Raw genomic sequence first — 22,575 nt, 5'->3', positions numbered from 1 at the left:
CCCCTTCAGATTGCACAGTCGAAAAACCGGGTAACGCAGTAACACTTAGGAACAAACCTTTCATTCTCAAGCACTTGGATATCGCCCCTGAGCCCGGTACCACGGGGCCTCAGGTTTTCTGGCGCAAAACTTGCGTGTTAAATAAACAACACCTCGTTTCTTTAAATTTACAAAGACACGGTGGTACGAGGCGGTACGAATAAATTCAAGACCCAAAGGTAGTCTCAATGAGTGGTACGCAAACTTCCAACAATCTGGAGCAAGGGCTCAAACCCCGTCATGTGACGATGCTTTCCATCGCTGGCGTGATTGGTGCCGGGCTTTTCGTAGGTTCCGGTCACGCTATCGCGGCAGCCGGTCCGGCGGTGCTGTTGGCCTACGCCGCCGCTGGGGCGTTGGTGGTGTTGGTGATGCGGATGCTAGGCGAAATGGCGGTGGCTTCGCCGGACACCGGTTCGTTCTCGACTTACGCTGATCGTGCGATTGGTCATTGGGCCGGGTTCACCATCGGTTGGCTCTACTGGTGGTTCTGGGTGCTGGTGATCCCCCTGGAGGCCAACGCCGCCGCGACCATCCTTCATGCCTGGTTTCCAAACGTGGCCATCTGGGTGTTCACCCTGGTCATCACGTTGCTGCTGACCATCACCAATCTGTTCAGCGTGAAGAACTATGGGGAGTTCGAGTTCTGGTTCGCCCTGGTCAAGGTCATCGCAATCATTGGCTTCATTGCCCTTGGTACGTTGGCAATTTTCGGTCTTTTGCCCACCAGCCAAGTCAGCGGCGTTTCGCACTTGTTCGACACCCAAGGCTTCCTGCCCAACGGCATGGGCGCGGTACTGGGCGCGATCCTCACCACCATGTTCTCGTTCATGGGCACCGAGATCGTGACCATTGCGGCTGCCGAATCGAAGAACCCCGGCCAGCAGATCTCCAAGGCCACCAACTCGGTGATCTGGCGAATCGGCCTGTTCTATCTCGTGTCGATTTTCATGGTCGTTTCCTTGGTGCCATGGAACGACCCGCTGCTCGCCAGCGTGGGTTCCTACCAGACCGTGCTGGAACGCATGGGCATTCCGAATGCCAAGCTGATCGTCGATATCGTGGTGCTGGTGGCGGTGACCAGTTGCCTGAACTCGGCGCTCTACACGGCATCGCGCATGATGTTCTCGCTGGGTAAACGCGGCGATGCGCCGGCCGTATCCCAACGCACCAACAAGAGCGGTACACCTTACTGGGCGGTGGTGCTGTCGACCGCTGCTGCGTTCCTGGCAGTGTTCGCCAACTATGTGGCCCCGGCTGCGGTGTTCGAATTCCTGTTGGCCAGCTCCGGCGCCATCGCACTGCTGGTGTATCTGGTGATCGCGTTCTCGCAACTGCGCATGCGCAAGCAACGTATGGCACGTGGGGAAAAAATCGCCTTCAGCATGTGGCTGTTCCCTGGCCTGACCTACGCGGTGATCATTTTCATTGTCGCGGCCCTGACTATCATGCTGTTCCAGGAGGCCCACCGTGTGGAGATCCTGGCGACGGGCCTGCTTAGCATCCTGGTGGTGGCGTGCGGATTGCTGTTGCAGCGTCGTCGGAGCGCGGAAACCGGACGCTTGGCGCAGACGATCGGTTGATACCCTGTTGTGGCGAGGGGATAAATCCCCTCGCCACGGATGTGATCCAATACCTAACTCGCAACAGATGCTTCGCTTCCCGTCGCCACACTCTCCAACCGATACCCATACCCATAAATCGTCAACAATTGCCAGCCTCGATCCGCCGTCAGGCCAAGCTTGTTGCGCAGGCGATAGATATGAGTGTCGAGCGGGCGGGACGAGGTCATTTCCTCATGGCTCCAGAAGCGTTCGTAGAAATACTCCCGGGACAATGGACGACCCAGGTTGGCGAACAGACAACGGGCCAGGCGGTATTCCCGTTCGGTCAGGCTGATGGGGATACCGGCGCGGGTGACGGTCAGCTCGGCGTCGTCGAAGGCCAAGTCGTTGAACACCAACGTTTCACTGGCCGGAGCACGTTGCAGGTTATGGCGACGCAATACTGCAGTCACCCTGGCCTTGAGCTCGTTGGGCCTGAAGGGTTTGCTCACGTAATCATCGGCGCCGGTATTGAGTGCCTGGACGATGTCGTGTTCACCGTCGCGGCTGGTGAGCATGATGGCGGCCGGTGGCGCGTCCATGTGCTCGCGAGTCCAGCGCAGCAGCGCCAAGCCGCTGATATCGGGCAGTTGCCAATCGAGGATCAGCAGGTCGAAGGTCTCCCGACGCAGTTGTCGCAACAGGTCCTCGCCGCGTTCGAAACTGTGCAGGGTCCAGGCCTGCTCGCCCCTGCCGGCGATCTGGTGCAGTGTCTGTTCCACCCGGCGCAACTCGGCCGGTTCGTCATCCAGTATGGCGACACGCATGGGCGCGATTCCTTGATCTCGAAGGTAACGGACATCATCAGGGGGAGTGCGCAAACTTTCAGTTCCGTTGCGGTTCCCCTGTCGCAGGCTGCGACAATACCGGCTCACGGCGTAGAGGGAAAGGCAGCAGCACACCACCCATCGAGTCCGCTATAGTCTTGCGCTTCGCATCAACCATGAAGCCAATCCTCTCTCGTGTTCGGTCAGGACATCTATGAGTCATCCGCGTCGCAGTGAAAGCCGTGAACCCACCCAGGCCCAGCGATTGTTTCGACAATTGGTGCGTGAATGGTTGTGGATAAGTCTGTTGCTGTTACCGGTGACGGCGCTGCTGTCGTTCAGTGCCCAATCGGCCCGCCATGGATCGAGCGCCGTGTTATCGGTGGGCCTGGTGGCCTGTGTATTGGGATTGTTGTTGCTGCGCCCTCACCTGGCTCTGTGGACGATGATGGGCGGTATGGCGGCGGCGTTGTCGATCAGTGCTGTGCTGGCGTTGGAGGGCTGGTGGTGGTCGCCGATGGCGGGTGTGATAGGAATGCTGTTCGGCTACCTGATCTGGAACTGGCGACGCCTGAGCGTGGTGTTGGCCTATTTCGGCTGGGAACTGGCGCGCCTGGACGCCGAGCCGAAAGTATTTCCGGAGCGCCGACGCACACCCTACACCGGCAGTGACCGCCTGCAGGGTCAGATCATGGCCCTGGAACAAGCCATGGGCAGGACCCGCGACACCCGCCGCTTCATTGCCGATGGCCTGGAATACCTGCCCGTCGCGACCATGATCAGCGATCCGCAAGGCCGGATCTTGCTCGGCAACCGCAGGGCCCGGGATCTTTTCGGTCATGTGCTGGCAGGCGGTGATGTGCTGGAACAGCTTGTGCTGCTGGGGTACCCAGCGCTGGAGCGTGAACCCCATCACCGGTTATCCACACTGCCCTTGGTGGAGTTTCGCGACACTCGCGAGCGCAGCCTGCGCCTGGAGCGTGCCCCGCTCATGCCGGTGGACGGCGATACGCCCATTGGCTGGTTGCTGAGCCTGATCGACCTGAGTGCCGAGCGCGAAGCCGAAGAGCAGCGCAGCGTGATGTTGCGTTTTCTCTCCCATGATTTGCGTGCGCCCCACTCGGCGATCCTGGCGTTACTCGACGTGCAGCGGCATCAGGTCGGGGGGAATGACTTGCTGTTCGATCAAATCGAGCGCCAGGTCCGTCGAGCCTTGGACTTGACGGAAGGCTTCGTGCAGTTGGCCAAGGCAGAATCCGAGGCGTACCAATTCCAGCCGACCCTGTTCGCCATGCTGATCCTGGATGTGCTGGACCAGGCGTTACCCATCGCCCAGGTCAAGCGCATCCAACTGACCCATGTCGTGGATGATGAAGAAGCCATGGTGAAGGCGGACCAATCCCTGCTGACCCGTGCGCTGTTCAATCTGCTGGAAAATGCCATCAAGTACAGCTCGCCTGGCAGCTGCATTTCACTGACGGTTCGTTGCGCGGAGGGCTGGTTGATCTGTGAGGTCGGCGATCAGGGTAAAGGCATTACTGCCGAGGAACTGCCCGATCTGTTCAGCCAATATCGGCGGTTTTCGTCGGCCCACGGCGTTGACGGGATTGGCTTGGGATTGTCGATGGTCAAAGCCGTGGTTGACCGCCATGGCGGGCACATTGAATGTCAAAGCGTGGTCGGTGAAGGCACGACGTTCAGTTTGCGTTTCCCCTTGCTGGGGGAAGAGTCGAAAGATCGCAGCGTTCTATAAAACCGCCTCAGGTAACAAACCGACCGAACGCTATAAAAACTTATGCACGTCCCGGTCGGTTTTATGTTCTTAAGAAATATGTATTAAAAACATGAGGTTACAAGATAAAAGCTGTGTTTTCGGAGAAAACGGTACACAGCTTATCCACAGATATCAGACAGCGAGTTGGTCGGTAGCCGCCGGCGTTGTGGGAGTCGGCGGAAGCGAGCCCATGTCCCGCTGGGTCTGTTCGTTCCAGGCCTGGACCCGGTCGTTGAGCTCGGCAATGGCACGGGGCCCGCTGCCTTGGGGATACATCGGCTCACCGATCACCACCGTGATCACGCCAGGGGTCCGGATCCAGCCTGCCTTGGGCCAGAATTTGCCGGCATTGTGTGCAATCGGCAGTACAGGCAGATCGGCGTTCACCGCCAATGCAGAACCGCTGCGGGAAAACTTGCCGACCGTGCCATAGGGGACGCGGGTGCCTTCGGGAAAGATCAGCACCCAGACGTTGTCCTTGAGCAGTTCGTCGCCCTTCTGTGCCACCTGCTTGAGCGCAGCCTTGGGGTTGTCGCGATCGATGGCAATCGGTCGCAGCATCGCCATGGCCCAACCGAAGAACGGCACGAACAGCAGTTCACGCTTGAGCACCTGGCTCAGCGGCTCGAAATAGGCCGACAGGAAGAAGGTTTCCCAGGTGCTCTGATGGTTGGACTGGATCACGCAGGGCCGGTCCGGCACGTTCTCGGCGCCCTTCACTTCATAACGAATGCCTAGGAACACTTTGCTCAACCACAGTGCACAACGGCACCAGTACACGTTGATGAAGCGGTAGCGCGCCTTGAACGACATGAAGGGCGCGACAAAAAAACTCAGGGAGCACCACAACAAGGAACTGGTGCCCAACAGCAGGTAAAAGAGAAAAGATCTGATGGCCTGCAATATCGACATAGCGGCATTTACCGTTGCGGGCAATGCCCGCCTGTTCAAGCGCTTCCCGAACAATCCTTGATCAGGATGTCTAGGGAGCTCTAATTGTGGATAAGTTCAGCGGCAATCGCCGCCAGGTCGTCAAAAATCAAAGTGCCTACCGGTAGGGTCTTGCCCAGAGTCTTTTCGCCTTTCCCGGTCTTTACCAAAACTGGCTGACAATCGACGGCCTTGGCCGCCTCCAGGTCACCGAGGCTGTCTCCGACGAACCAGACGCCCGCCAGCGGAACAGCATAATGCTCGGCAATGGCCTTCAACATGCCCGGTTTGGGTTTGCGGCAATCGCAACCCTCATCCGGCCCATGGGGACAATAGACGATCAGCCCGACTTCACCGCCCTGCTCGGCCACCAGGGCGCGCAAGCGCTCATGCATGGCGTCGAGGATTGCGAGGTCATAGTAACCGCGGGCAATGCCCGACTGGTTGGTGGCAACCGCCACCGTCCAGCCGGACTTGCTCAACTGCGCGATGGCTTCGATCGAGCCGGGGATCGGCAGCCACTCCTCCACCGATTTGATGTAAGCGTCGGAGTCGTGATTGATCACCCCGTCCCGATCGAGAATCAGCAGTTTCAAGGCTTACCCCAGCAGCGAAATGTCGGCGACGCCGAGGAACAGACCACGCAAACGCGCCAGCAGCGCGTAGCGGTTGGCCCGCACGCTGGCGTCTTCGGCATTGACCATCACCGCTTCGAAGAACGCATCCACCGGTTCGCGCAGTGCCGCCAGGCGTGCCAGGGTTTCGCTGTACTGACGTGCCGCAGCCATCGGCTGGACGGCCTGGTCTGCCTGCTGGATAGCCGAATACAGGGAGAACTCGTTGGCGTTGTCGAAGTACTTGGCTTCGACGGTGGCCGCGATATTGCCTTCGGCCTTGCTCAACAGGTTCGACACACGCTTGTTCACCGCCGCCAATGCTGCCGCTTCCGGCAGTTTGCGGAAAGCCTGGACGGCTTGCACGCGCTGGTCGAAGTCCAGGGCCGAACCCGGCTTGAGGGCACGCACCGACAGGTAGGTCGCGACATCGACGCCTTCATCTTCATAACGCGCACGCAGGCGGTCGAAGATGAACTCCAGCACCGCATCGGCCAGGCCGGCGGCCTTGACCTTACTGCCGAACGCGTTGACGGCGAAGGCCACGGCGTCGTTCAGGTCCAGGTCCAGTTGCTTGTCGATCAGAATCCGCAACACACCCAGCGCCGCACGACGCAGGGCATATGGGTCCTTGCTGCCGGTGGGCAGCATGCCGATGCCGAAGATACCGACCAGGGTGTCGAGCTTGTCGGCGATCGCCACGGCCGCACCGGTGAGGGTGGTCGGCAGCTCGGCGCCGGCGCCACGGGGCATGTACTGTTCGTTCAGCGCCAGGGCGACGTCTTGCGGCTCACCGTCGTTGAGCGCGTAGTAGTAACCGGCGATGCCTTGCATCTCCGGGAACTCACCGACCATCTCAGTGGACAGGTCGCACTTGGACAGGATGCCGGCACGGGCCGCGCGCTGGGCGTCGCCGCCGATGCGTGGGGCGATGAAGGCCGCCAATTTCGAAACGCGCTCGGCCTTGTCGTAGACGCTGCCGAGTTTTTCCTGGAACACCACGTTCTGCAGGCGTTCGTTGAAGCTCTCCAGCGGTTGCTTCTTGTCTTGCTTGAAGAAGAACTCGGCATCGGTCAGGCGCGGGCGAACGACTTTTTCGTTACCGGCGATGATCTGCTGCGGGTCCTTGCTTTCGATGTTGGCGACCGTGATGAAGCGCGGCAGCAACTTGCCGTCGGCGTCCAGCAGGCAGAAATACTTCTGGTTGTCCTGCATGGTGGTGATCAGCGCTTCCTGTGGCACTTCAAGGAAACGTTCCTCGAATGAGCACACCAGCGGCACCGGCCACTCCACCAGTGCGGTCACTTCGTCCAGCAGGTTTGGCGGCACGATGGCGGTGCCTTCCTGGCGGGTGGCCAGCTCTTCGGTGCGCTTGCTGATCAGCTCGCGACGCTCGTTGGCGTCGGCCAGCACGTAGGCGGCACGCAGGTCGGCCAGGTAGTTGGCCGGCGAGGTGATGCGCACGCTTTGCGGATGATGGAAGCGGTGACCGCGGGAATCGCGACCGGCTTTCTGGGCCAGAATCGTGCAGTCGATGACCTGGTCGCCAAGCAGCATGACCAGCCATTGGGTCGGACGCACGAACTCTTCCTTGCGCGCAGCCCAGCGCATGCGCTTGGGAATCGGCAAGTCATTGAGGGAGTCTTCGACGATGGTCGGCAGCAGGCTGGCGGTCGGCTTGCCCTTGATGCTCTGGCTATAGCGCAGTTTCGGGCCGCTCTGGTCGATTTCGCTCAGGTCCACGCCACACTTCTTGGCGAAGCCCAGGGCTGCCTGGGTCGGATTGCCGTCAGCATCGAACGCGGCCTGGCGTGGCGGGCCGTCGAGGTTGATGCTGCGGTCCGGCTGTTGGGTCGCCAGGCCGGTGATCAACACGGCCAGGCGGCGCGGCGCGGCGTAGACGTGCTTGGTTTCGAAGTTCAGGCCGGCGGTTTGCAGGCCTTTTTCGATACCGGCCAGGAATGCATCGGCCAGGGTATTCAGGGCTTTGGGTGGCAGTTCTTCGGTGCCCAGTTCAACCAGAAAATCTTGAGCACTCATTGTGCAGCCTCCAGCTTAGCCAACACTTCATCACGCAGGTCCGGGGTCGCCATCGGGAAGCCTAGCTTGGCACGGGCCAGCAGGTAGGCTTGCGCGACGGAACGCGCCAGGGTGCGCACACGCAGGATGTATTGCTGGCGCGCGGTCACGGAAATCGCCCGGCGTGCGTCCAGCAGGTTGAAGGTATGGGACGCCTTCAACACCATTTCATAGCTCGGCAACGGCAGCGGCTGGTCCAGCTCGATCAGGCGTTTGGCCTCGCTTTCGTAGAAATCGAACAGTTCGAACAGCTTGTCGACGTTGGCGTGTTCGAAGTTGTAGGTCGACTGCTCCACTTCGTTCTGGTGGAACACGTCGCCGTAGGTCACTTTGCCGAACGGGCCGTCGGCCCACACCAGGTCGTAGACCGAGTCCACGCCTTGCAGGTACATCGCCAAGCGTTCCAGACCGTAGGTGATCTCGCCGGTCACCGGGTAGCACTCGATGCCGCCCGCCTGCTGGAAGTAGGTGAACTGGGTCACTTCCATACCGTTGAGCCAGACCTCCCAGCCCAGGCCCCAGGCGCCCAGGGTCGGCGATTCCCAGTTGTCCTCGACGAAACGGATGTCATGCACCAGCGGGTCGAGGCCCACGCGCTTGAGGGAGCCCAGGTACAGTTCCTGGAAATTTTCCGGGTTCGGCTTCAGGACCACCTGGAACTGGTAGTAGTGCTGCAGACGGTTCGGGTTTTCGCCGTAGCGGCCGTCAGTCGGACGGCGACTGGGTTGCACGTAGGCGGCGTTCCAGGTTTCCGGGCCGATGGCACGCAGAAACGTGGCAGTGTGGAAAGTGCCGGCGCCTACTTCCATATCGTAGGGCTGAAGTACCACGCAACCTTGCTCGGCCCAGTATTGCTGGAGGGCGAGGATCAAGTCTTGGAAGGTACGCACGGCTGGCGTAGGCTGGCTCACGAAATTCACCTGTTTCTTGGGCTGCGATTTAAAGAGCGGGAGTATACCCGATTCGTTCGTGCGCACGCCCCCTGGAGCCTTATGCCACGCTGCTTTTGGTGTTCCGAAGATCCTTTGTACATGGCCTATCACGATCAGGAGTGGGGGACGCCGCTGCGCGATGCGCAGGGTTTGTTCGAGTTGCTTTTGCTCGAAGGGTTCCAGGCCGGGCTGTCCTGGATCACCGTGCTGCGCAAACGCGCCCATTACCGCGAGGTGCTGTACAACTTCGACGTACAGCGGGTGGCGCAGATGAGCGATGCCGAAATCGAGGACCTGATGCAGGACCCCGGCATCATCCGCAACCGCCTCAAGCTCAAGGCCGCGCGCCGTAACGCCCAGGCCTGGCTGGCCCTGGAGGACCCGGTGGCCTTCCTCTGGTCTTTTGTCGGCGACAGACCTCTCATCAACCATTTCAGGGACCGCACCGAAGTGCCAGCCATCACCCCCGAAGCCGTGCAGATGAGCAAAGGCCTGAAAAAGGCCGGCTTCACTTTCGTCGGGCCGACCATTTGCTACGCCTTCATGCAGGCCTCGGGCATGGTCATGGATCACACCCAGGACTGCGACCGCTACGCCGAGCTGGCAAACGGCGGTTAGAATAGCCGGCTCGCAACACGGCCCATGAATTCAGGAGTGACCTGTGGATAAGTTGAAAGGCGCCTTGCTGGTCGGCGCTCTGCGGTTGTTTGCGCTACTGCCTTGGCGGGCCGTGCAGGCGGTGGGCTCGGCCATCGGCTGGCTCATGTGGAAACTGCCCAACCGCTCCCGCGACGTGGTGCGGATCAACCTCGCCAAATGCTTTCCCGATATGGACCCGGCCGAGCGCGAGCGCCTGGTGGGCCAGAGTCTCAAGGACATCGGCAAATCCCTGACCGAAAGCGCCTGCGCCTGGATCTGGCCGGCCCAGCGCTCCATCGAACTGGTGCGTGAAGTCGAGGGCCTGGAAATATTGAAAGAAGCCTTGGCGTCCGGCAAGGGCGTGGTGGGCATCACCAGCCACCTGGGCAACTGGGAAGTGCTCAACCACTTCTATTGCAGCCAGTGCAAACCGATCATTTTCTACCGCCCACCCAAGCTCAAGGCGGTGGATGAATTGCTGCAGAAGCAGCGCGTACAGCTAGGTAACAAAGTCGCGGCGTCCACCAAGGAAGGCATCCTCAGCGTCATCAAGGAAGTGCGCAAGGGCGGCCAGGTGGGTATCCCCGCCGACCCGGAACCGGCCGAGTCCGCCGGCATCTTCGTGCCCTTCTTCGCCACCCAGGCCCTGACCAGCAAGTTCGTGCCGAACATGCTCGCCGGTGGTAAAGCAGTGGGTGTGTTCCTTCATGCCCTGCGCCTGCCGGACGGCTCCGGCTACAAAGTCATCCTCGAAGCCGCGCCAGAAGCCATGTACAGCACCGACACCGCAACCGCCTGCGCCGCCATGAGCCAAGTCGTGGAGCGCTACGTGCGGGCGTACCCGAGCCAATACATGTGGAGCATGAAACGCTTCAAGAAACGCCCGCCGGGCGAAGCCCGCTGGTATTGAAGGCCTGCTACTTCTTCATAAGATCGTTCCCACTGGGGTTGGTGGCCAATAATCCTGTGGGAGCTGAGCTTGCTCGCGATGGCGCCCTCACAGCCGCCGCTGAATTAACTGACTCCACCTTCCTGTGGCAAGGGGATTCATCCCCGCTGGGCTGCGGAGCAGCCCCAACTTCCTACAGACGATCCGCACCAGCCCTGCTTTCCAACCAAGCAGAGGCGGCCCCCTAGCCCGCGACTTCCAGGCCTTCCCGTCGCCTGTTTATTCCCCGACCGCCACCCTTCCCCCAACCCACGCATCCTTGCGCCTTTGCCTACAACTACGCCAGAATCCGCCCGCTTGTGCGCCTTGTCCCCGGGTTCTATTGTCTTCCTGCCACTGCCCATCAGTGGTCGGGTTTAGTAGCCCGTGGTTTCCCGCAAGATGCATGAGTTCTCCACTCAGGCAGGTATCCTAATTCCTGTCCTTTGATGGTGGCTGTGCGCAGGGCGCTTCGGCGCGCCGGCAATGCTGGAATCCCCGGTCTACTAACCTGCGTACAGCCGCCACCCTTCTTTTAGTAGGGAAGAGGTCGCGGCCTCACTGAGGATTCCAGCTTATGTTCAAAGTAACTCCAAACCCTCCGGAAACGGAGCAAGCATCCCCGCGCACAAAATCCGGGACCAAAAAGCTCGATGAAGCTGCAGAGCGCGCCCTGGATTTCTATCTCTCTCCCAAAGCAACAAAACCCGACGATCCCCAACCGGGCCAGATATTCACAATCGTAAAAGACATCGACAACGAATCCCTGCTCGCCAACCTCACCGAAACCCTGGCCTCGGCTGACGCCATGGTCAACGACCTCGCCTTCGAACTGGAAGGTTCACGCCGTCATGTGGCGCTCGGTATTCAGCAACTGATCGAGCTGGGGTCGTTGCTGGCAAATCGGGTGCTGGATAACGTTGAGCCGCGATAGCAGGTAAACATTCGCTCAATCAATAAAGCAAACCCGACACCGCATGTCGGGTTTGCATCACTTTGCTGGATTGTCGCTATCTTCAATCGTTGTACGACGAATTCGTAAATACCGCCTCGCCAACATCGCACAGCCCTCTGGTCCATTAATTCAAGGAGTCCTTCCCATGAAAATCGACTTCACCGGCCGTCACGTCTTGGTCACCGGTTCCACCAGCGGCATCGGTTTTGCCACAGCCAAAGGCTTCCTCGAAGCCGGCGCCCACGTGGTCATCAACGGTCGCAGCGACAGCAGCGTAGAGGACGCATTGCAGCGCTTGGGCGACCTTGCTTCCAAAGCCGAAGGCTTTGTGGGCGACCTCAGCAACGCCTCAGGCTGCCAGGCCTTGGTCGCCAAGTACCCGCGCTTCGATGTGGTCATCAACAACCTGGGCATTTTCAAGCTGGAAGACTTTTTCGAAACCCCGGACAGCGAATGGCAGCGCTTCTTCGAAACCAACGTGATGTCCGGCGTGCGTGTTTCCAGGGCCTATGCGCAGGGCATGGTCGAGCGTGGTTGGGGGCGGATTGTGTTTGTTTCGTCCGAGTCGGGCGTGAATATTCCGGCCGACATGATTCATTACGGCTTCACTAAAACCGCCCAGCTTTCCATTGCTCGCGGCTTGGCCAAGCGCCTTGCCGGCACGGGCGTTACGGTGAACTCAGTGCTGCCTGGGCCGACGCTTTCCGAAGGGGTTGCGCAGATGCTCCAGGCGGATGTCGAGCGCACTGGGGAAAGCCTGGAGAAGGTGGGGGCGGATTTCGTCAAACAGCACCGTAGTACCTCGATCATTCAACGGGCGGCGCGTGTTGAGGAAGTTGCCAATATGATTATTTATGCCAGTTCGGAGCAGGCTTCGGCTACGACGGGTGCGGCGTTGCGTGTTGATGGCGGGGTGGTGGATAGCATTGTCTAGCGAGCATGGAAAAACTAAACAAAATGTGGGTGTGCGCCCCGGATACGTACAGCTGATCACCTTGTCGTAAAGCATATGGTGATAGCCAAAATCATGACGTAAATTGGTCGCGGGTGCCTCATTGACAAAAAAATGGCTGTAGGTAGGCTAAGGCATCAGCCGCTTTGCGGCTGATGCCTTAGCCTACCTACAGCGAGAGATTGCCAGTTGACGGCGCCGTCGACTGGATCTATTCTTCGCGCATCCCGCCCAAGGCTGTACGCCGTCCAAACTATCCAGGACGTGCCGACCCCTTGGGCGTTTTGCTATCTGGAGGAAAGTCATGCCCACAGCGGTGTTGGTTGACGGCGCCTATTTTATAAAGCGCTTTCGAAAGATCGAGCCTCAGAATGCTTACAACGCGGAGCGAGCTGCGGACCTTGTGCATCGATGGGCAACGGCTCATTTAAGCAAGGTTGCTCCTCGTCCGAATGGCCAAGCGCAGGAGCAGCAGCAACGTCATAGGAAAGAGCTTTATCGAATTTTTTTCTATGACTGCCCCCCGCTAGATACCAAACAGCACAATCCTATTTCTAAAAAAGCTGTGGATTTTTCCAAATCCAAGGAAGCGCTATTTAGGAAAGAACTCCACGCTAGGTTGCGAAGTAAGCGTAAGGTGGCGTTGCGGCTCGGACACCTTTCTAAAGATGTGAAGTGGACGATCAAGCCAGCGAAAATTGCCGACCTTCTCAAAGGTAAAATTCAAATTGCTGACTTAACAGAGAATGATGTCAGCATGGAAACGAGGCAAAAAGGCGTCGACATGCGGATCGGAGTTGATGTAGCGTCGCTATCATTCAAAAAGCAGGTGGATCAGATCGTTCTTTTTGCAGGTGATGCGGACTTTGTACCCGCTGCAAAAATGGCTCGCCGGGAGGGTATAGATTTTATCCTTGACCCAATGTGGCAGAGTATTCCGGATGGTTTAATGGAGCATATTGACGGTTTACGTTCCACTTGCCCGAAACCCCCTAGAATCAATGGCGATTGAGTTTTGTCGGGGCGTCTTGCAAAAGCGCACGAGATTGAAATTTTGGGGGTAGCGCTGGCCCACAATCCAACGGCACCACATCGTGGCGTACGACGCCTAACATGACCCCCAATTCCTCCGAGGTTTTCCATGAAGCCTTCCAAGCGCACTCCAAAGCCCTTACTTGCCGCTCAGTACGAAGCCGACGCCCGCCGTCTGGCGGGTTGCGCGACCCGTATGGAACGCCACTTCTTGTCGGTTAGCCTCGCTAAAGGCAAGGAGCTTGAGCCTATTGGCCGAATGGCTGGCTCTAAAGCCTGAGCGTTGTCGACATAAAACATAGCCGAACGGAACAGTGCCCGATCAGCCAAGCCGTAAATCTGCGGGAGCATAGCTTGCACGCGATTGAGGCAGGCCAGTCGACAACGGTGTTGCTGATCTACCGCTACCGCTAGCAAGCTATGCTCCTACGGGTTTTGCGCCGTTTGGTCTTTAACTGATCGGCAAAAGCGGTATCAATCGTTCAACAACCGCCCCCCATCCACGACAATCTCGCTTCCCATCGTCCACCGCGATTCATCCGAAGCCAGGTACAACACTGCCTTGGCGACCTCTTCCGGCGTGCCAAACCGTCCCGCAGGGATGCTCTTGATGATGTCGGCGTTGAGCTGCTGGCGATAGGCATCCGCAATACCCATCTTGTCATACAGTGGCGTATTCACCGGCCCTGGGCTAACGGCGTTGACGCGGATTCCGCGCTGCATCAGTTCGCTCGACAATGTTTTCGACAGGCTGAGGAAGGCAGCCTTGGTGGCGGCGTAAACCGAGGAGCGTGTCGAGCCTACGTGGGCGCTGATCGAGGTGTTCAACACCACCGAGGCGGGATTGGCGAACACGGGAAGAAGCGCCTGGATCAGGAAGTAAGGCCCTTTGACGTCGAAGGAACGGTCGAACATTTCTTCCGACCAATCCTCAATCGGTTGCCAAACGGAAACACCGGCATTGAGGAAGACAGCGTCGACCTTTCCGTAATGCCTCTCTACGGCCTGGGCCAGTTCCTTTTGTGCGCTAACGCTGGCCGAGTCGGCGCGCAGCACCAGCACGTCGCTGCCGAACTCGGCTTTGGCCGCTGCGATAGAGTCAGGATTGACACCGGTAACGATAACGCGGGCACCTTCGGCGAGGAACTGTTTGGCGGTTTCCAGTCCAATGCCACTGGTGCCGCCAGTGATGAGGGTGCGTTTATTGAGTAAGCGAGACATGAGTGAACTCCAGATCATGAGAGCGGGATGCGGCGCTCATGATCCGTCTATGCCGTTTAGTTGATAAGATCACGGACTTGCATATCTTTAATGCTGAATGTGCATGAATTTGGGGCTTCAAGTGGATCGCTTTCTACTCATGACCTGTTTCAAACGCACCGTCGAGACGGGCAGTTTCTCAGCGGCGGCGCGGGACTTGGGCATGGGCCAACCCAACGTCAGCCGATACGTGGCCGCGCTGGAGGACCATCTGGGTACCCGATTGCTCCAGCGCACCACACGACGGCTGGTGCTGACGCCGGAAGGCGAACGCTACTACGCGGACGTCAGCCGGATCCTCGATGCCGTTGCGGAGTCGGAGTCGTCCTTGAGCGATGAGTCCGAGCCGACCGGACTGCTGCGCGTGGCCTGCCCGACCGCATTGGCTCATGCCTTCCTGATGCCGCACGTTCCCGCTTTTCTGGCGCGCTACCCCGGCTTGTCACTGGATTTGCAGCTCAGTGATCGTCTCGTGGATCTGGTGGAGGAAGGCGCCGAGCTGGCCATCCGCATCGGCCATCCGACCGACAGCGCACTGCGCGCCCGCCGGATTGGCCATTACACACGGGTCTATGTCGCGTCGACAGACTACCTGGAACGCCGTGGCATCCCGCAGACACCGGAAGACCTGCACAACCATGACTGCATTCTGTACTCGTTGTTGAGCACCGGTAATACCTGGCATTTCCGCGATACCGTCATCAACGTCTCGGGGCGATTGCGGGTCAACTCGCCCCAGGCCATACAAGAAGCCGTCACCGCCGGCCTCGGGATCGCCAGCGGGCCAAGGTGGTTGTACGAGCAAGGGTTGGAGAGCGGCCGGTTGTGTCAGGTACTTTGCGACTACGAAGCGCCGCCGGTGCCGGTCCAGTTTCTCTACGTCGCCAATCGGTTGTTGCCCAAGCGGGCGATTGTGTTTATGGATTTTATTGCCGAAGCGTTTTCCAAGGTGCCTGGGCTTAACACTGGGTATGATCAACACTAGTTCGCAACGCTGCGGCCAATTCCACTGCTCCATGTCTCAGTTTGGACTCAGTAGGATCTTCAAGCGTTTTTCGGCCTTGGAAGTCGTTAACCTCGAGCGCGCTTGCGGTAGGTTTGTCGGCTGTCACGGCCTCGAACTTGCTGTTCGCTTGCAGCAGATATGGGACGGCCTGTTGATAGAAGCTTTCACCCTGAGGGTCTTTGTGCAACATGCTGGCCATACACAGTTGGGGTAACAGGCACGCCCCACCGTGTAGCACCAATGGTTCAGCGACATGGATTGGCCTTTTGCATTAACTAGTCACCCCTATATGACGCCTAAACGAAGTCTTACTGGGCAACCGCAACCTGATTGCGCCCCAACGCCTTCGCCCGATACAACGCCTTATCCGCATTATTCATCAAGCTATGAAGATCCTTGTGCCCAGCCTCCGTGAACGCTACTCCAAGGCTGGCGGTAATGCGATGGACAGGCTCGATCATCAATTCGCCAATCGTTTGAATAAGCTCTTCTGCAATCTCGATGGCGGCGTCGAGGGAGGTGTCCGGAAGCAGAATCGCGAACTCCTCTCCCCCCAACCGGCCGTGGACATCGGTGGCCCGGAAGGATGAGCTGATGACCAGGCCCATCTGCCGCAGGACCTGATCTCCAACCTGATGACCGTAGGTGTCGTTGATGTGCTTGAAGTGATCCATGTCCAGCATGAACACGCACAATCCCAGCCGGTTGGCTTCACATTCGTCATAAAGCTGTTGGGCATGCTCGAAGAAGGCGCGTCGGCTCATCAGTCCTGTCAGTTCATCGGTCTGGGCTGCGCGGGTGGAAACGCTATTGGCCTGCTCCATTTCACGGGTGAGTCGGAAAGCGGTTTCCAGTGCCTGGGACATTTTGTGTGTGGCGCGGGCAGCGAATACGGCAAATACGATGATCGAGAGGGCGATACCGAGTTGAATTCTGGTCGGTTGAAACAGTAGCCAGGCGGTGGACGGCAACAGGACCAGGCCGATGGAGAGCAATGTCATGTCGCGGTAGGCGGAGTAGCAGGACACCGCACTGACGGACATGCCGACGGTAAAGAGCATGACCAGCGCTTGCGACAGAAGATCGTCTGCCGGCATGACCACGAATGCGCCAACGCCCCAGATACTGGCGGATAGCACCAGGGTGATCCAGTACTTGCGCTCCCACCGTTGGGGCGTGCGCTGGCTTTCATCACTGCAGAAATAGGCCACGAACATCGAGATGCGTATCAGCGTCGATCCGGTCAGTATCGCCAGCCACCAAAGAACGAGGTCGTGGTCGAAACGATCCCAACACAATCCACACAGCATGATAGCGGCGAGGTAACTCCCCAATACCGCTGAAACGGATTGGCGGAACAGTTGCTGCAGTCGGTCAGTTCGCACCTGCTCGGCTATGAAGAAATCCTGGTCACTTCGTGATCCTGAGCCATGCATGTGATCCACCTGATCGTGATGCAACTAAAAAAGCGATTGTGGCATCCTGCCAGCAACGCGAACAACTGAATTACACCCACGGCCTTGATTGAACCAAAACCCCGTGGGGAGGAAGTTTGCTCCCGCTGGGTTGCGAAGCGGCCCTAACCACCCCTATAGGCAGCCTGCCAAAGAAAAACCCGACGCATGATGTCGGGTTTTTCGGTACGGCTTTTCGCTTGTCCCATCGCTTCTTCTCAGCGATAGATATCAGCTGCCCTTGGCCGGATCACTCGACTTGCGACAGCTTGGCATCGTCGCAACCGGCAGCACGGCATTCGCGCTCGATGGCTTTGAGTATGACGATACGCGACTCGGTCTTCTCGTTGGCACAGTCCAGGTAGAGCAGGCCGTCGTTGGAACAGGCGTTGTCGCGAATTTTGATCCACTGGATCTGAGCCGCTTTCACTTTTTTCTTTTGTTCCGGGTTCAGCGCACTCATGGTCTTCTTGTATTGATCATTGATTTCCTGATCCGACTGAACCATTTTCAGCGACGCGCAATAGGTTCTGTCATAGGCGTTTCTAGGATTATCGCAACTCATCGCAGATGCCGATGCGGATGCCATTGCCAGCAATGCCCCAACCAACAAAGACTTGATCACTTACTTCTCTCCCTGAATGCCCTCTATTCATTAGAGGTCGCTGCGGGAATTTATCATGAGTGCAAAAAAAACGGGTCTGCATTCCCACGCAGTCCCGTTTTTTTCATCACCCGATCAGATCAAAACGCCGGCAATACTGCGCCTTTGTACTTCTCCAGAATAAACGCCTTCACTTCCGGGCTATGCAACGCAGCCGCCAGCTTCTTCATTGCCTCGCTGTCCTTGTCGTCCTCACGGGCCACCAGGATGTTCACGTAAGGCGAGTCGCTGCCCTCGATCTCCAGCGCATCCTTGGACGGATCCAGCTTGGCTTCCAGCGCGTAGTTGGTATTGATCAGCGCCAGGTCGACCTGGGTCAGCACGCGTGGAATGGTCGCGGCTTCCAGTTCACGGAATTTCAGGTCCTTCGTGTTCTCGGTGATGTCTTTGGTGGTCGACAGGATATTCTTCGGATCCTTCAGCTTGATCACCCCGGCCTTTGCCAGTAGCAACAGCGCACGGCCGCCGTTGGTGGCGTCGTTCGGGATCACTACGTTGGCGCCGCCAGGGAGTTCTTCGAGCTTCTTGTACTTGCTCGAATAAGCGCCCAGGGGTTCCAGGTGCACGCCAGTTACGGCTACCAGGTGGGTACCCTTGGCCTTGTTGAACTCATCCAGGTACGGCTGGTGCTGGAAGAAGTTGGCGTCCAGGCGCTTTTCGGCGACCTGTACGTTCGGCTGGATGTAGTCGGTGAAGACCTTGACCTTCAGGTCCACACCTTCCTTGGCCAGTGCCGGCTTGACGAATTCGAGGATTTCCGCGTGGGGCACCGGCGTTGCCGCGATGGTCAAGGTGTCGGCATGGGCGGAAAAGGCTGCGACGGCAGCGAAGGCAACCAGTAATTTCTTCATTCAGCTAACTCCTTGTGGGGCGCCCGCTCTCGGCGCCTGCCAGCGAATGGCTGGCTCATGGTTTATGGGCGCAAGGCCTTATTTTCTAGAAAAATGCACAACCAGTTTGTCGCCCACGGTTTGCAGGACCTGGACCAGCACCAGCAGCAATACCACGGTGACCACCATCACGTCGGTCTGGAAACGCTGGTAACCGAAACGGATCGCCAGGTCGCCCAAGCCACCGGCGCCGACCACACCGGCCATGGCCGTGTAGGACACCAGCGTAATCGCGGTCACCGTAATTGCGGCAAAGATGCCTGGGCGGGCTTCCGGCAGCAAGGCGTTGACGATGATCTGCCGGGTGGTCGCGCCCATGGCCTGGGTCGCTTCGATGATGCCACGGTCGACTTCGCGCAAGGCGGTTTCCACCAGACGGGCGAAGAACGGTGTGGCGCCGACCACCAGGGGTGGAATCGCCCCGGCTACGCCCAGCGAGGTGCCGGTGATCAACACCGTGAACGGGATCATCACGATCAACAGGATAATGAAAGGCAGCGAACGCAGGATGTTGACGATCAGCGACAGCAGCGCATAGACGCCCCGGGCTTCGAGCAACTGGCGCGGGCTGCACAGGAACAACAGCACCCCCAGTGGCAGGCCGAGCAGCACCGTGAACAACAGCGAACCGAACAGCATCAGGAAGGTGTCGCCGGTGGCCAGCCAGATCTCCAGCCAGTCGATGTTTGCAAAAAATTCCATCAGCGCAGCACCTCCATGTGGACATCGGCCGCGATGAAGCGGGCAAACGCCGCCTCCATGTCACCGCCGGTGATGGCGAGGGTCAGTTGCCCGTAGGGGGTGTCTTTGATGCGGTCGATACGACCGGCCAGGATGCTGTAGTCCACACCGGTTTCCCGGGCGACGGTGCCGAGCAGCGGCGCGTAGGTCGCATCGCCCTGGAATGTCAGACGCACGATGCGCCCCGGTACGTGGGCAAAATCGTCGCGCTGTTCGCTTTCGTCGATCTGCTCGTCTTCCTGGACGAAACGCTTGGTGGTCGGATGCTTGGGGTGCAGGAACACCTGGGCCACCGGGCCTTGTTCGACGATCACACCGGCATCCATCACACCGACTTCATCGCAGACCCGGCGGATCACGTCCATTTCATGGGTGATCAGCACGATGGTCAGCTTCAGCTCGCGGTTGATCTCTGCGAGCAGTTGCAGCACCGATGCGGTGGTCTGCGGGTCGAGGGCGCTGGTGGCCTCGTCGCACAGCAGAATCTTGGGCTTGGTCGCCAGGGCGCGGGCGATACCGACGCGCTGCTTCTGGCCGCCGGACAACTGCGCCGGGTACTTCCTGGCGTGGTCGGACAAGCCTACCCGTGCCAGCAACTCGGCCACTCGTTGGTCGATTTCGTTGCGGGACAATTCGCCCGCCAACGTCAGCGGCAAGGCGACGTTGTCGGCCACGGTCTTGGAGGCCAGCAGATTGAAGTGCTGGAAAATCATCCCGACCTGTTGACGGAAGCGTCGCAGGCCCGTGGCGTCCAGGGCGGTGACTTCTTCGCCGTCGACGATGATCTTGCCGCCGCTGGTGTCTTCCAGGCGATTGATCAGACGCAGCAGGGTACTTTTTCCTGCACCGGAATGGCCGATCAGACCGAAGACCTGACCGTTCTCGATCCTCAGACTGGTCGGGTGCAGCGCGGGGATATCCTTACCGGCGACGCGGTAGGTTTTATGGACGTTTTGAAACTCGATCACGTAGCGAACCTTGTGGGGCGCGTTGGAAAAGGGGCAGCGGTTAGCCGGGGGCGCATTTTAGCCTGTCTGTATAGAGGTCATTAGCATTTATTTCGCAATTTGGCCGCTATTTGGTAATAACGCGATCAAAGGCCGGTATGCCTGATTGTCCATTGCTGGGTACCCATCCGCGCCCCTTTCGGGGCAGCGGACGCCATGCAGCCGTCGCCAGGCCTGACAGGCAAAGGATCGTTCATCCGTCCTGCTCAAGAGCATTTAAAGTTAGCTGTTAAATATATCCACATACTCGGTTTCATTTCGAATAGTACTTTCGATTGTCCATGAACAAGTATCTGGTAGGTTACCGATCGTCGCTCGCTACAGCGAATTAAACCCGTCTCGTAACGGCGGGGAAACATTTAAAAGGAATGGAATGTGAAAAAGCATAAGGCTATTTTTGCAGGACTGTTTGCATTAAGCGTAATGGCAAATGCAGTGGCTGCAAGTTCGATGACCTCGGACACTTTAATGGTATTCGGAGAACTTCCTGAGGTGCAGATGTCGCTGCCTCAATATCAGGCTCTGTCGGTTGCTGCCATGCCCGAGGAAGAATTCAAGGCGCGACTCGCCGATGAAAAGTTTTCTTCCCTGGCCTATCTGGATATCGCCGCAGTCAAGGATGATGAAGCAGCCATCGAGAAGGTAACGGCGATTTTCCGCTCGGGGAAACCGGTGCTGTTGAAGATGGGCTACCAGACGACGGAACTGGCGAAAACAGTAAGTAGCATATTCGGAATTTCCAGCGCGTTTGACTATGCCTTGTTTCACCGGGTGAGCAATTCGGAGATCAATGTCTATCGCCTGGAAGGTTACCAGGATGAAGCTGTTCTGGAAGCGGTGGGGTTGTTGATCAAGGAACTGCAGGCACGGGCCGGGTACCCCCGGGAGGAAGGCGAGTTCATTGGCCTGCCGAAACTGACCTACAACATCAATCTTCAGAGCCCGAACCAGGAAATGACTTCGGTGGTGAATATCGATGTCGTCAGGAGTGCAGAGCGGAGCCAGGACAAGAAGTTCGTTTCCATAAAAACGTCGCCAACAACCGCGCGCTCCACGAAAAACGGCATCACCATCGGTGGGTTCGGACCGGGTGGCAGTGGAGAAAATCTCTGGGGCGCGTACTTGCCACATGCCTACCGGTTCACTCATCAACTGACCACTGAACAGATTGTTCCGATATTGGTCAATTCGGCGCCTGCTAGTGACACGAGGACAAATTTCAATTACAGCGAAACGAAAACCAATGGAATTTCCATTGGCGGAACATTAGGTAGCGAATTTGGTGGGACAAAAGCCGAAAATATTACCTATGCCGCTAAATCACCGTTCAATGTGAGTTTCGGTTTGAATTATTCACATTCCAAGACCATGAGTTACGCGTTCCAGGACTACTCGTTGATCGCATCGCGGAACGGTTCGAAGTTGACGTGGAACGCACCCATAGATCCCAAGCTGAAGGCGGTATTGGTTGAAAGGCTCACTGCCGGGCTGCCGGTTCTAACCGAAGCGCGTATGACGCCCATGATGCGCTCGGCATCGCTTGAGTCTTATACCTTGTGGGAGTTGCCCGGCAACTACACCGGTACGGCAACGGTGAGCATTGGCGGCGGCTATGACTTGAATCGGCGTGAATGGTGGTGGGATCGGAGCCAGGTCAAATCCCTTCACGTCACTGATACCTACGATGCCGCGGAACAATACATGCTGGACTTGAACAGTCCCTTCCTGACTCGCGAAATGACCGTGCTGATTCGTTCCGCCGACGGCGTCGGCAAGTGCATGGCCGAAAATGCCACCTCAAGTGTTTCCCTTGAATCCTGCGCGGCCTCGAACACCCATCAACTGTGGGGCCTGGATTCGGAGAATCGGTACGTCAACCGGGCCTCGAATCGATGCCTGAGTGTGCGCGAAACGGATGGCGCGCTGGTCACCGATAGCTGCGCCCTGGATAACCGGCAGCAGTGGGAGTGGCAAGCGGATCGGATTCATTCGCTGTACAACCGCGACTGGCGCCTTTATGCCGATGACAGCCGGTTGAAGGTCATTCCGGATGACTCCATGCACTTCCAGGACACGCCCAAGAACGTGTTCAACCCGCTGAACATTCCTTGGGCCAGCTATCCACGGGCACCGTCCATCCATGATGTGATGCCCAACCACTTGGGCCCATCGCCTCAGATCAGCCCGGAATGGGTCGACCGCTATCAAGGCGTGCATACGCGCCAGCGGTGGAGAATCGAGATCCTGCGCGATGGCATCTGACTGCTGAAGCTTCGCCAGCCCAACGGTGACACCCATCATCGCTGGG

The 22,575-nt window shown here is 58.3% G+C and carries 20 protein-coding genes; 9 read left to right on the top strand and 11 right to left on the bottom strand.

Annotated features, from left to right (window positions below):
- Positions 1 to 227: 227 nt before the first annotated feature.
- The gene (gabP, locus tag FBX99_RS12020; protein WP_144930031.1) at positions 228 to 1,622 is read left to right on the top strand and encodes a GABA permease; all 1,395 of its coding nucleotides are present in this window, start codon (positions 228 to 230) and stop codon (positions 1,620 to 1,622) included.
- A 53-nt stretch (positions 1,623 to 1,675) separates the two neighbouring features.
- On the opposite strand, the gene FBX99_RS12015 is transcribed toward gabP, so the two are convergent.
- The gene (locus tag FBX99_RS12015) at positions 1,676 to 2,410 is read right to left on the bottom strand and encodes a response regulator transcription factor (RefSeq protein WP_145131695.1); all 735 of its coding nucleotides are present in this window, start codon (positions 2,408 to 2,410) and stop codon (positions 1,676 to 1,678) included.
- Positions 2,411 to 2,624: 214 nt separating this feature from the next.
- Here FBX99_RS12015 and FBX99_RS12010 point away from each other — a divergent pair, with 214 nt between their 5' ends.
- A complete protein-coding gene (locus tag FBX99_RS12010) occupies positions 2,625 to 4,163 on the top strand; it encodes a HAMP domain-containing sensor histidine kinase (RefSeq protein WP_145131693.1) in 1,539 nt (512 codons plus the stop codon).
- 153 nt (positions 4,164 to 4,316) lie between these two features.
- On the opposite strand, the gene FBX99_RS12005 is transcribed toward FBX99_RS12010, so the two are convergent.
- The 4 genes from FBX99_RS12005 to glyQ all read right to left on the bottom strand — a co-directional run bounded on the left by FBX99_RS12005 (position 4,317) and on the right by glyQ (position 8,718).
- Entirely contained in the window at positions 4,317 to 5,096 is a 780-nt protein-coding gene (locus FBX99_RS12005; RefSeq protein ID WP_144930028.1) for a 1-acyl-sn-glycerol-3-phosphate acyltransferase, read from the bottom strand.
- A gap of 80 nt (positions 5,097 to 5,176) precedes the next feature.
- The gene (gmhB, locus tag FBX99_RS12000; protein ID WP_144930027.1) at positions 5,177 to 5,710 is read right to left on the bottom strand and encodes a D-glycero-beta-D-manno-heptose 1,7-bisphosphate 7-phosphatase; all 534 of its coding nucleotides are present in this window, start codon (positions 5,708 to 5,710) and stop codon (positions 5,177 to 5,179) included.
- 3 nt (positions 5,711 to 5,713) lie between these two features.
- Positions 5,714 to 7,768, bottom strand: a complete 2,055-nt coding sequence (glyS, locus tag FBX99_RS11995) for a glycine--tRNA ligase subunit beta (protein ID WP_145131691.1) — start codon at positions 7,766 to 7,768, stop codon at positions 5,714 to 5,716.
- On the bottom strand, positions 7,765 to 8,718 hold the full coding sequence (gene glyQ, locus FBX99_RS11990; protein ID WP_144930025.1) for a glycine--tRNA ligase subunit alpha: 954 nt from the start codon (positions 8,716 to 8,718) through the stop codon (positions 7,765 to 7,767). Before glyQ ends, glyS begins: the two co-directional genes overlap by 4 nt.
- A gap of 81 nt (positions 8,719 to 8,799) precedes the next feature.
- On the opposite strand from glyQ, the gene FBX99_RS11985 reads away from it, so the two are divergent.
- The 5 genes from FBX99_RS11985 to FBX99_RS11965 all read left to right on the top strand — a co-directional run bounded on the left by FBX99_RS11985 (position 8,800) and on the right by FBX99_RS11965 (position 13,225).
- Positions 8,800 to 9,357 carry a DNA-3-methyladenine glycosylase I gene (locus FBX99_RS11985; RefSeq protein WP_144930024.1) on the top strand — a complete coding sequence of 186 codons (558 nt, stop codon included), beginning with the start codon at positions 8,800 to 8,802 and terminating at the stop codon, positions 9,355 to 9,357.
- Between the two features lie 43 nt (positions 9,358 to 9,400).
- Entirely contained in the window at positions 9,401 to 10,288 is an 888-nt protein-coding gene (locus FBX99_RS11980) for a lysophospholipid acyltransferase (RefSeq protein ID WP_144930023.1), read from the top strand.
- A 595-nt stretch (positions 10,289 to 10,883) separates the two neighbouring features.
- Positions 10,884 to 11,240 (top strand): DUF6124 family protein, encoded by a 357-nt coding sequence (locus FBX99_RS11975; RefSeq protein WP_145131689.1) that lies wholly within the window; start codon positions 10,884 to 10,886, stop codon positions 11,238 to 11,240.
- 166 nt (positions 11,241 to 11,406) lie between these two features.
- The gene (locus FBX99_RS11970) at positions 11,407 to 12,195 is read left to right on the top strand and encodes an SDR family NAD(P)-dependent oxidoreductase (protein WP_144930021.1); all 789 of its coding nucleotides are present in this window, start codon (positions 11,407 to 11,409) and stop codon (positions 12,193 to 12,195) included.
- Positions 12,196 to 12,517: 322 nt separating this feature from the next.
- Positions 12,518 to 13,225 (top strand): NYN domain-containing protein, encoded by a 708-nt coding sequence (locus FBX99_RS11965; RefSeq protein ID WP_144930020.1) that lies wholly within the window; start codon positions 12,518 to 12,520, stop codon positions 13,223 to 13,225.
- Between the two features lie 494 nt (positions 13,226 to 13,719).
- On the opposite strand, the gene FBX99_RS11960 is transcribed toward FBX99_RS11965, so the two are convergent.
- Positions 13,720 to 14,466, bottom strand: coding sequence for an SDR family oxidoreductase (locus FBX99_RS11960; protein ID WP_145131687.1), 747 nt, complete (start codon positions 14,464 to 14,466; stop codon positions 13,720 to 13,722).
- A 121-nt stretch (positions 14,467 to 14,587) separates the two neighbouring features.
- On the opposite strand from FBX99_RS11960, the gene FBX99_RS11955 reads away from it, so the two are divergent.
- A complete protein-coding gene (locus FBX99_RS11955) occupies positions 14,588 to 15,490 on the top strand; it encodes a LysR family transcriptional regulator (protein WP_144930064.1) in 903 nt (300 codons plus the stop codon).
- A 329-nt stretch (positions 15,491 to 15,819) separates the two neighbouring features.
- Here the strand turns inward: FBX99_RS11955 and FBX99_RS11945 are convergent, their stop codons facing one another.
- From FBX99_RS11945 to FBX99_RS11925, 5 genes are all read right to left on the bottom strand, one after another.
- Positions 15,820 to 16,947 (bottom strand): diguanylate cyclase, encoded by a 1,128-nt coding sequence (locus FBX99_RS11945; protein WP_144930063.1) that lies wholly within the window; start codon positions 16,945 to 16,947, stop codon positions 15,820 to 15,822.
- Between the two features lie 268 nt (positions 16,948 to 17,215).
- The gene (locus FBX99_RS11940) at positions 17,216 to 17,590 is read right to left on the bottom strand and encodes a lysozyme inhibitor LprI family protein (RefSeq protein ID WP_144930017.1); all 375 of its coding nucleotides are present in this window, start codon (positions 17,588 to 17,590) and stop codon (positions 17,216 to 17,218) included.
- Between the two features lie 119 nt (positions 17,591 to 17,709).
- Positions 17,710 to 18,480: a MetQ/NlpA family ABC transporter substrate-binding protein gene (locus tag FBX99_RS11935; protein WP_144930016.1), complete on the bottom strand. Its 771-nt coding sequence runs from the start codon at positions 18,478 to 18,480 to the stop codon at positions 17,710 to 17,712.
- Between the two features lie 78 nt (positions 18,481 to 18,558).
- A complete protein-coding gene (locus tag FBX99_RS11930; protein WP_053149304.1) occupies positions 18,559 to 19,221 on the bottom strand; it encodes a methionine ABC transporter permease in 663 nt (220 codons plus the stop codon).
- Complete coding sequence (locus tag FBX99_RS11925; RefSeq protein WP_144930014.1) at positions 19,221 to 20,228, bottom strand: methionine ABC transporter ATP-binding protein; 1,008 nt, start codon at positions 20,226 to 20,228, stop codon at positions 19,221 to 19,223. Before FBX99_RS11925 ends, FBX99_RS11930 begins: the two co-directional genes overlap by 1 nt.
- A 414-nt stretch (positions 20,229 to 20,642) precedes the next feature.
- Here FBX99_RS11925 and FBX99_RS11920 point away from each other — a divergent pair, with 414 nt between their 5' ends.
- A complete protein-coding gene (locus tag FBX99_RS11920) occupies positions 20,643 to 22,529 on the top strand; it encodes an RICIN domain-containing protein (RefSeq protein WP_145131684.1) in 1,887 nt (628 codons plus the stop codon).
- Positions 22,530 to 22,575: the final 46 nt, after the last annotated feature.

The organism is Pseudomonas sp. SJZ074, from assembly GCF_007828215.1.
GTDB lineage: Bacteria > Pseudomonadota > Gammaproteobacteria > Pseudomonadales > Pseudomonadaceae > Aquipseudomonas.
Note: the sequence above shows the minus strand (reverse complement) of the source record. Positions and strands in the feature narration are given on the sequence as shown.

Excerpts from the sequence above, each read along its gene's own strand:
- FBX99_RS11975 (WP_145131689.1), top strand. The coding sequence starts at position 10,884 with ATGTTCAAAGTAACTCCAAACCCTCCGGAAACGGAGCAAGCATCCCCG.
- FBX99_RS11930 (WP_053149304.1), bottom strand. The coding sequence starts at position 19,221 with ATGGAATTTTTTGCAAACATCGACTGGCTGGAGATCTGGCTGGCCACC.
- FBX99_RS11960 (WP_145131687.1), bottom strand. The coding sequence starts at position 14,466 with ATGTCTCGCTTACTCAATAAACGCACCCTCATCACTGGCGGCACCAGT.
- gabP (WP_144930031.1), top strand. The coding sequence starts at position 228 with ATGAGTGGTACGCAAACTTCCAACAATCTGGAGCAAGGGCTCAAACCC.
- FBX99_RS11970 (WP_144930021.1), top strand. The coding sequence starts at position 11,407 with ATGAAAATCGACTTCACCGGCCGTCACGTCTTGGTCACCGGTTCCACC.
- glyS (WP_145131691.1), bottom strand. The coding sequence starts at position 7,768 with ATGAGTGCTCAAGATTTTCTGGTTGAACTGGGCACCGAAGAACTGCCA.
- FBX99_RS11985 (WP_144930024.1), top strand. The coding sequence starts at position 8,800 with ATGCCACGCTGCTTTTGGTGTTCCGAAGATCCTTTGTACATGGCCTAT.
- FBX99_RS11945 (WP_144930063.1), bottom strand. The coding sequence starts at position 16,947 with ATGCATGGCTCAGGATCACGAAGTGACCAGGATTTCTTCATAGCCGAG.
- FBX99_RS12010 (WP_145131693.1), top strand. The coding sequence starts at position 2,625 with ATGAGTCATCCGCGTCGCAGTGAAAGCCGTGAACCCACCCAGGCCCAG.
- FBX99_RS12015 (WP_145131695.1), bottom strand. The coding sequence starts at position 2,410 with ATGCGTGTCGCCATACTGGATGACGAACCGGCCGAGTTGCGCCGGGTG.
- FBX99_RS11965 (WP_144930020.1), top strand. The coding sequence starts at position 12,518 with ATGCCCACAGCGGTGTTGGTTGACGGCGCCTATTTTATAAAGCGCTTT.
- FBX99_RS12005 (WP_144930028.1), bottom strand. The coding sequence starts at position 5,096 with ATGTCGATATTGCAGGCCATCAGATCTTTTCTCTTTTACCTGCTGTTG.
- FBX99_RS11935 (WP_144930016.1), bottom strand. The coding sequence starts at position 18,480 with ATGAAGAAATTACTGGTTGCCTTCGCTGCCGTCGCAGCCTTTTCCGCC.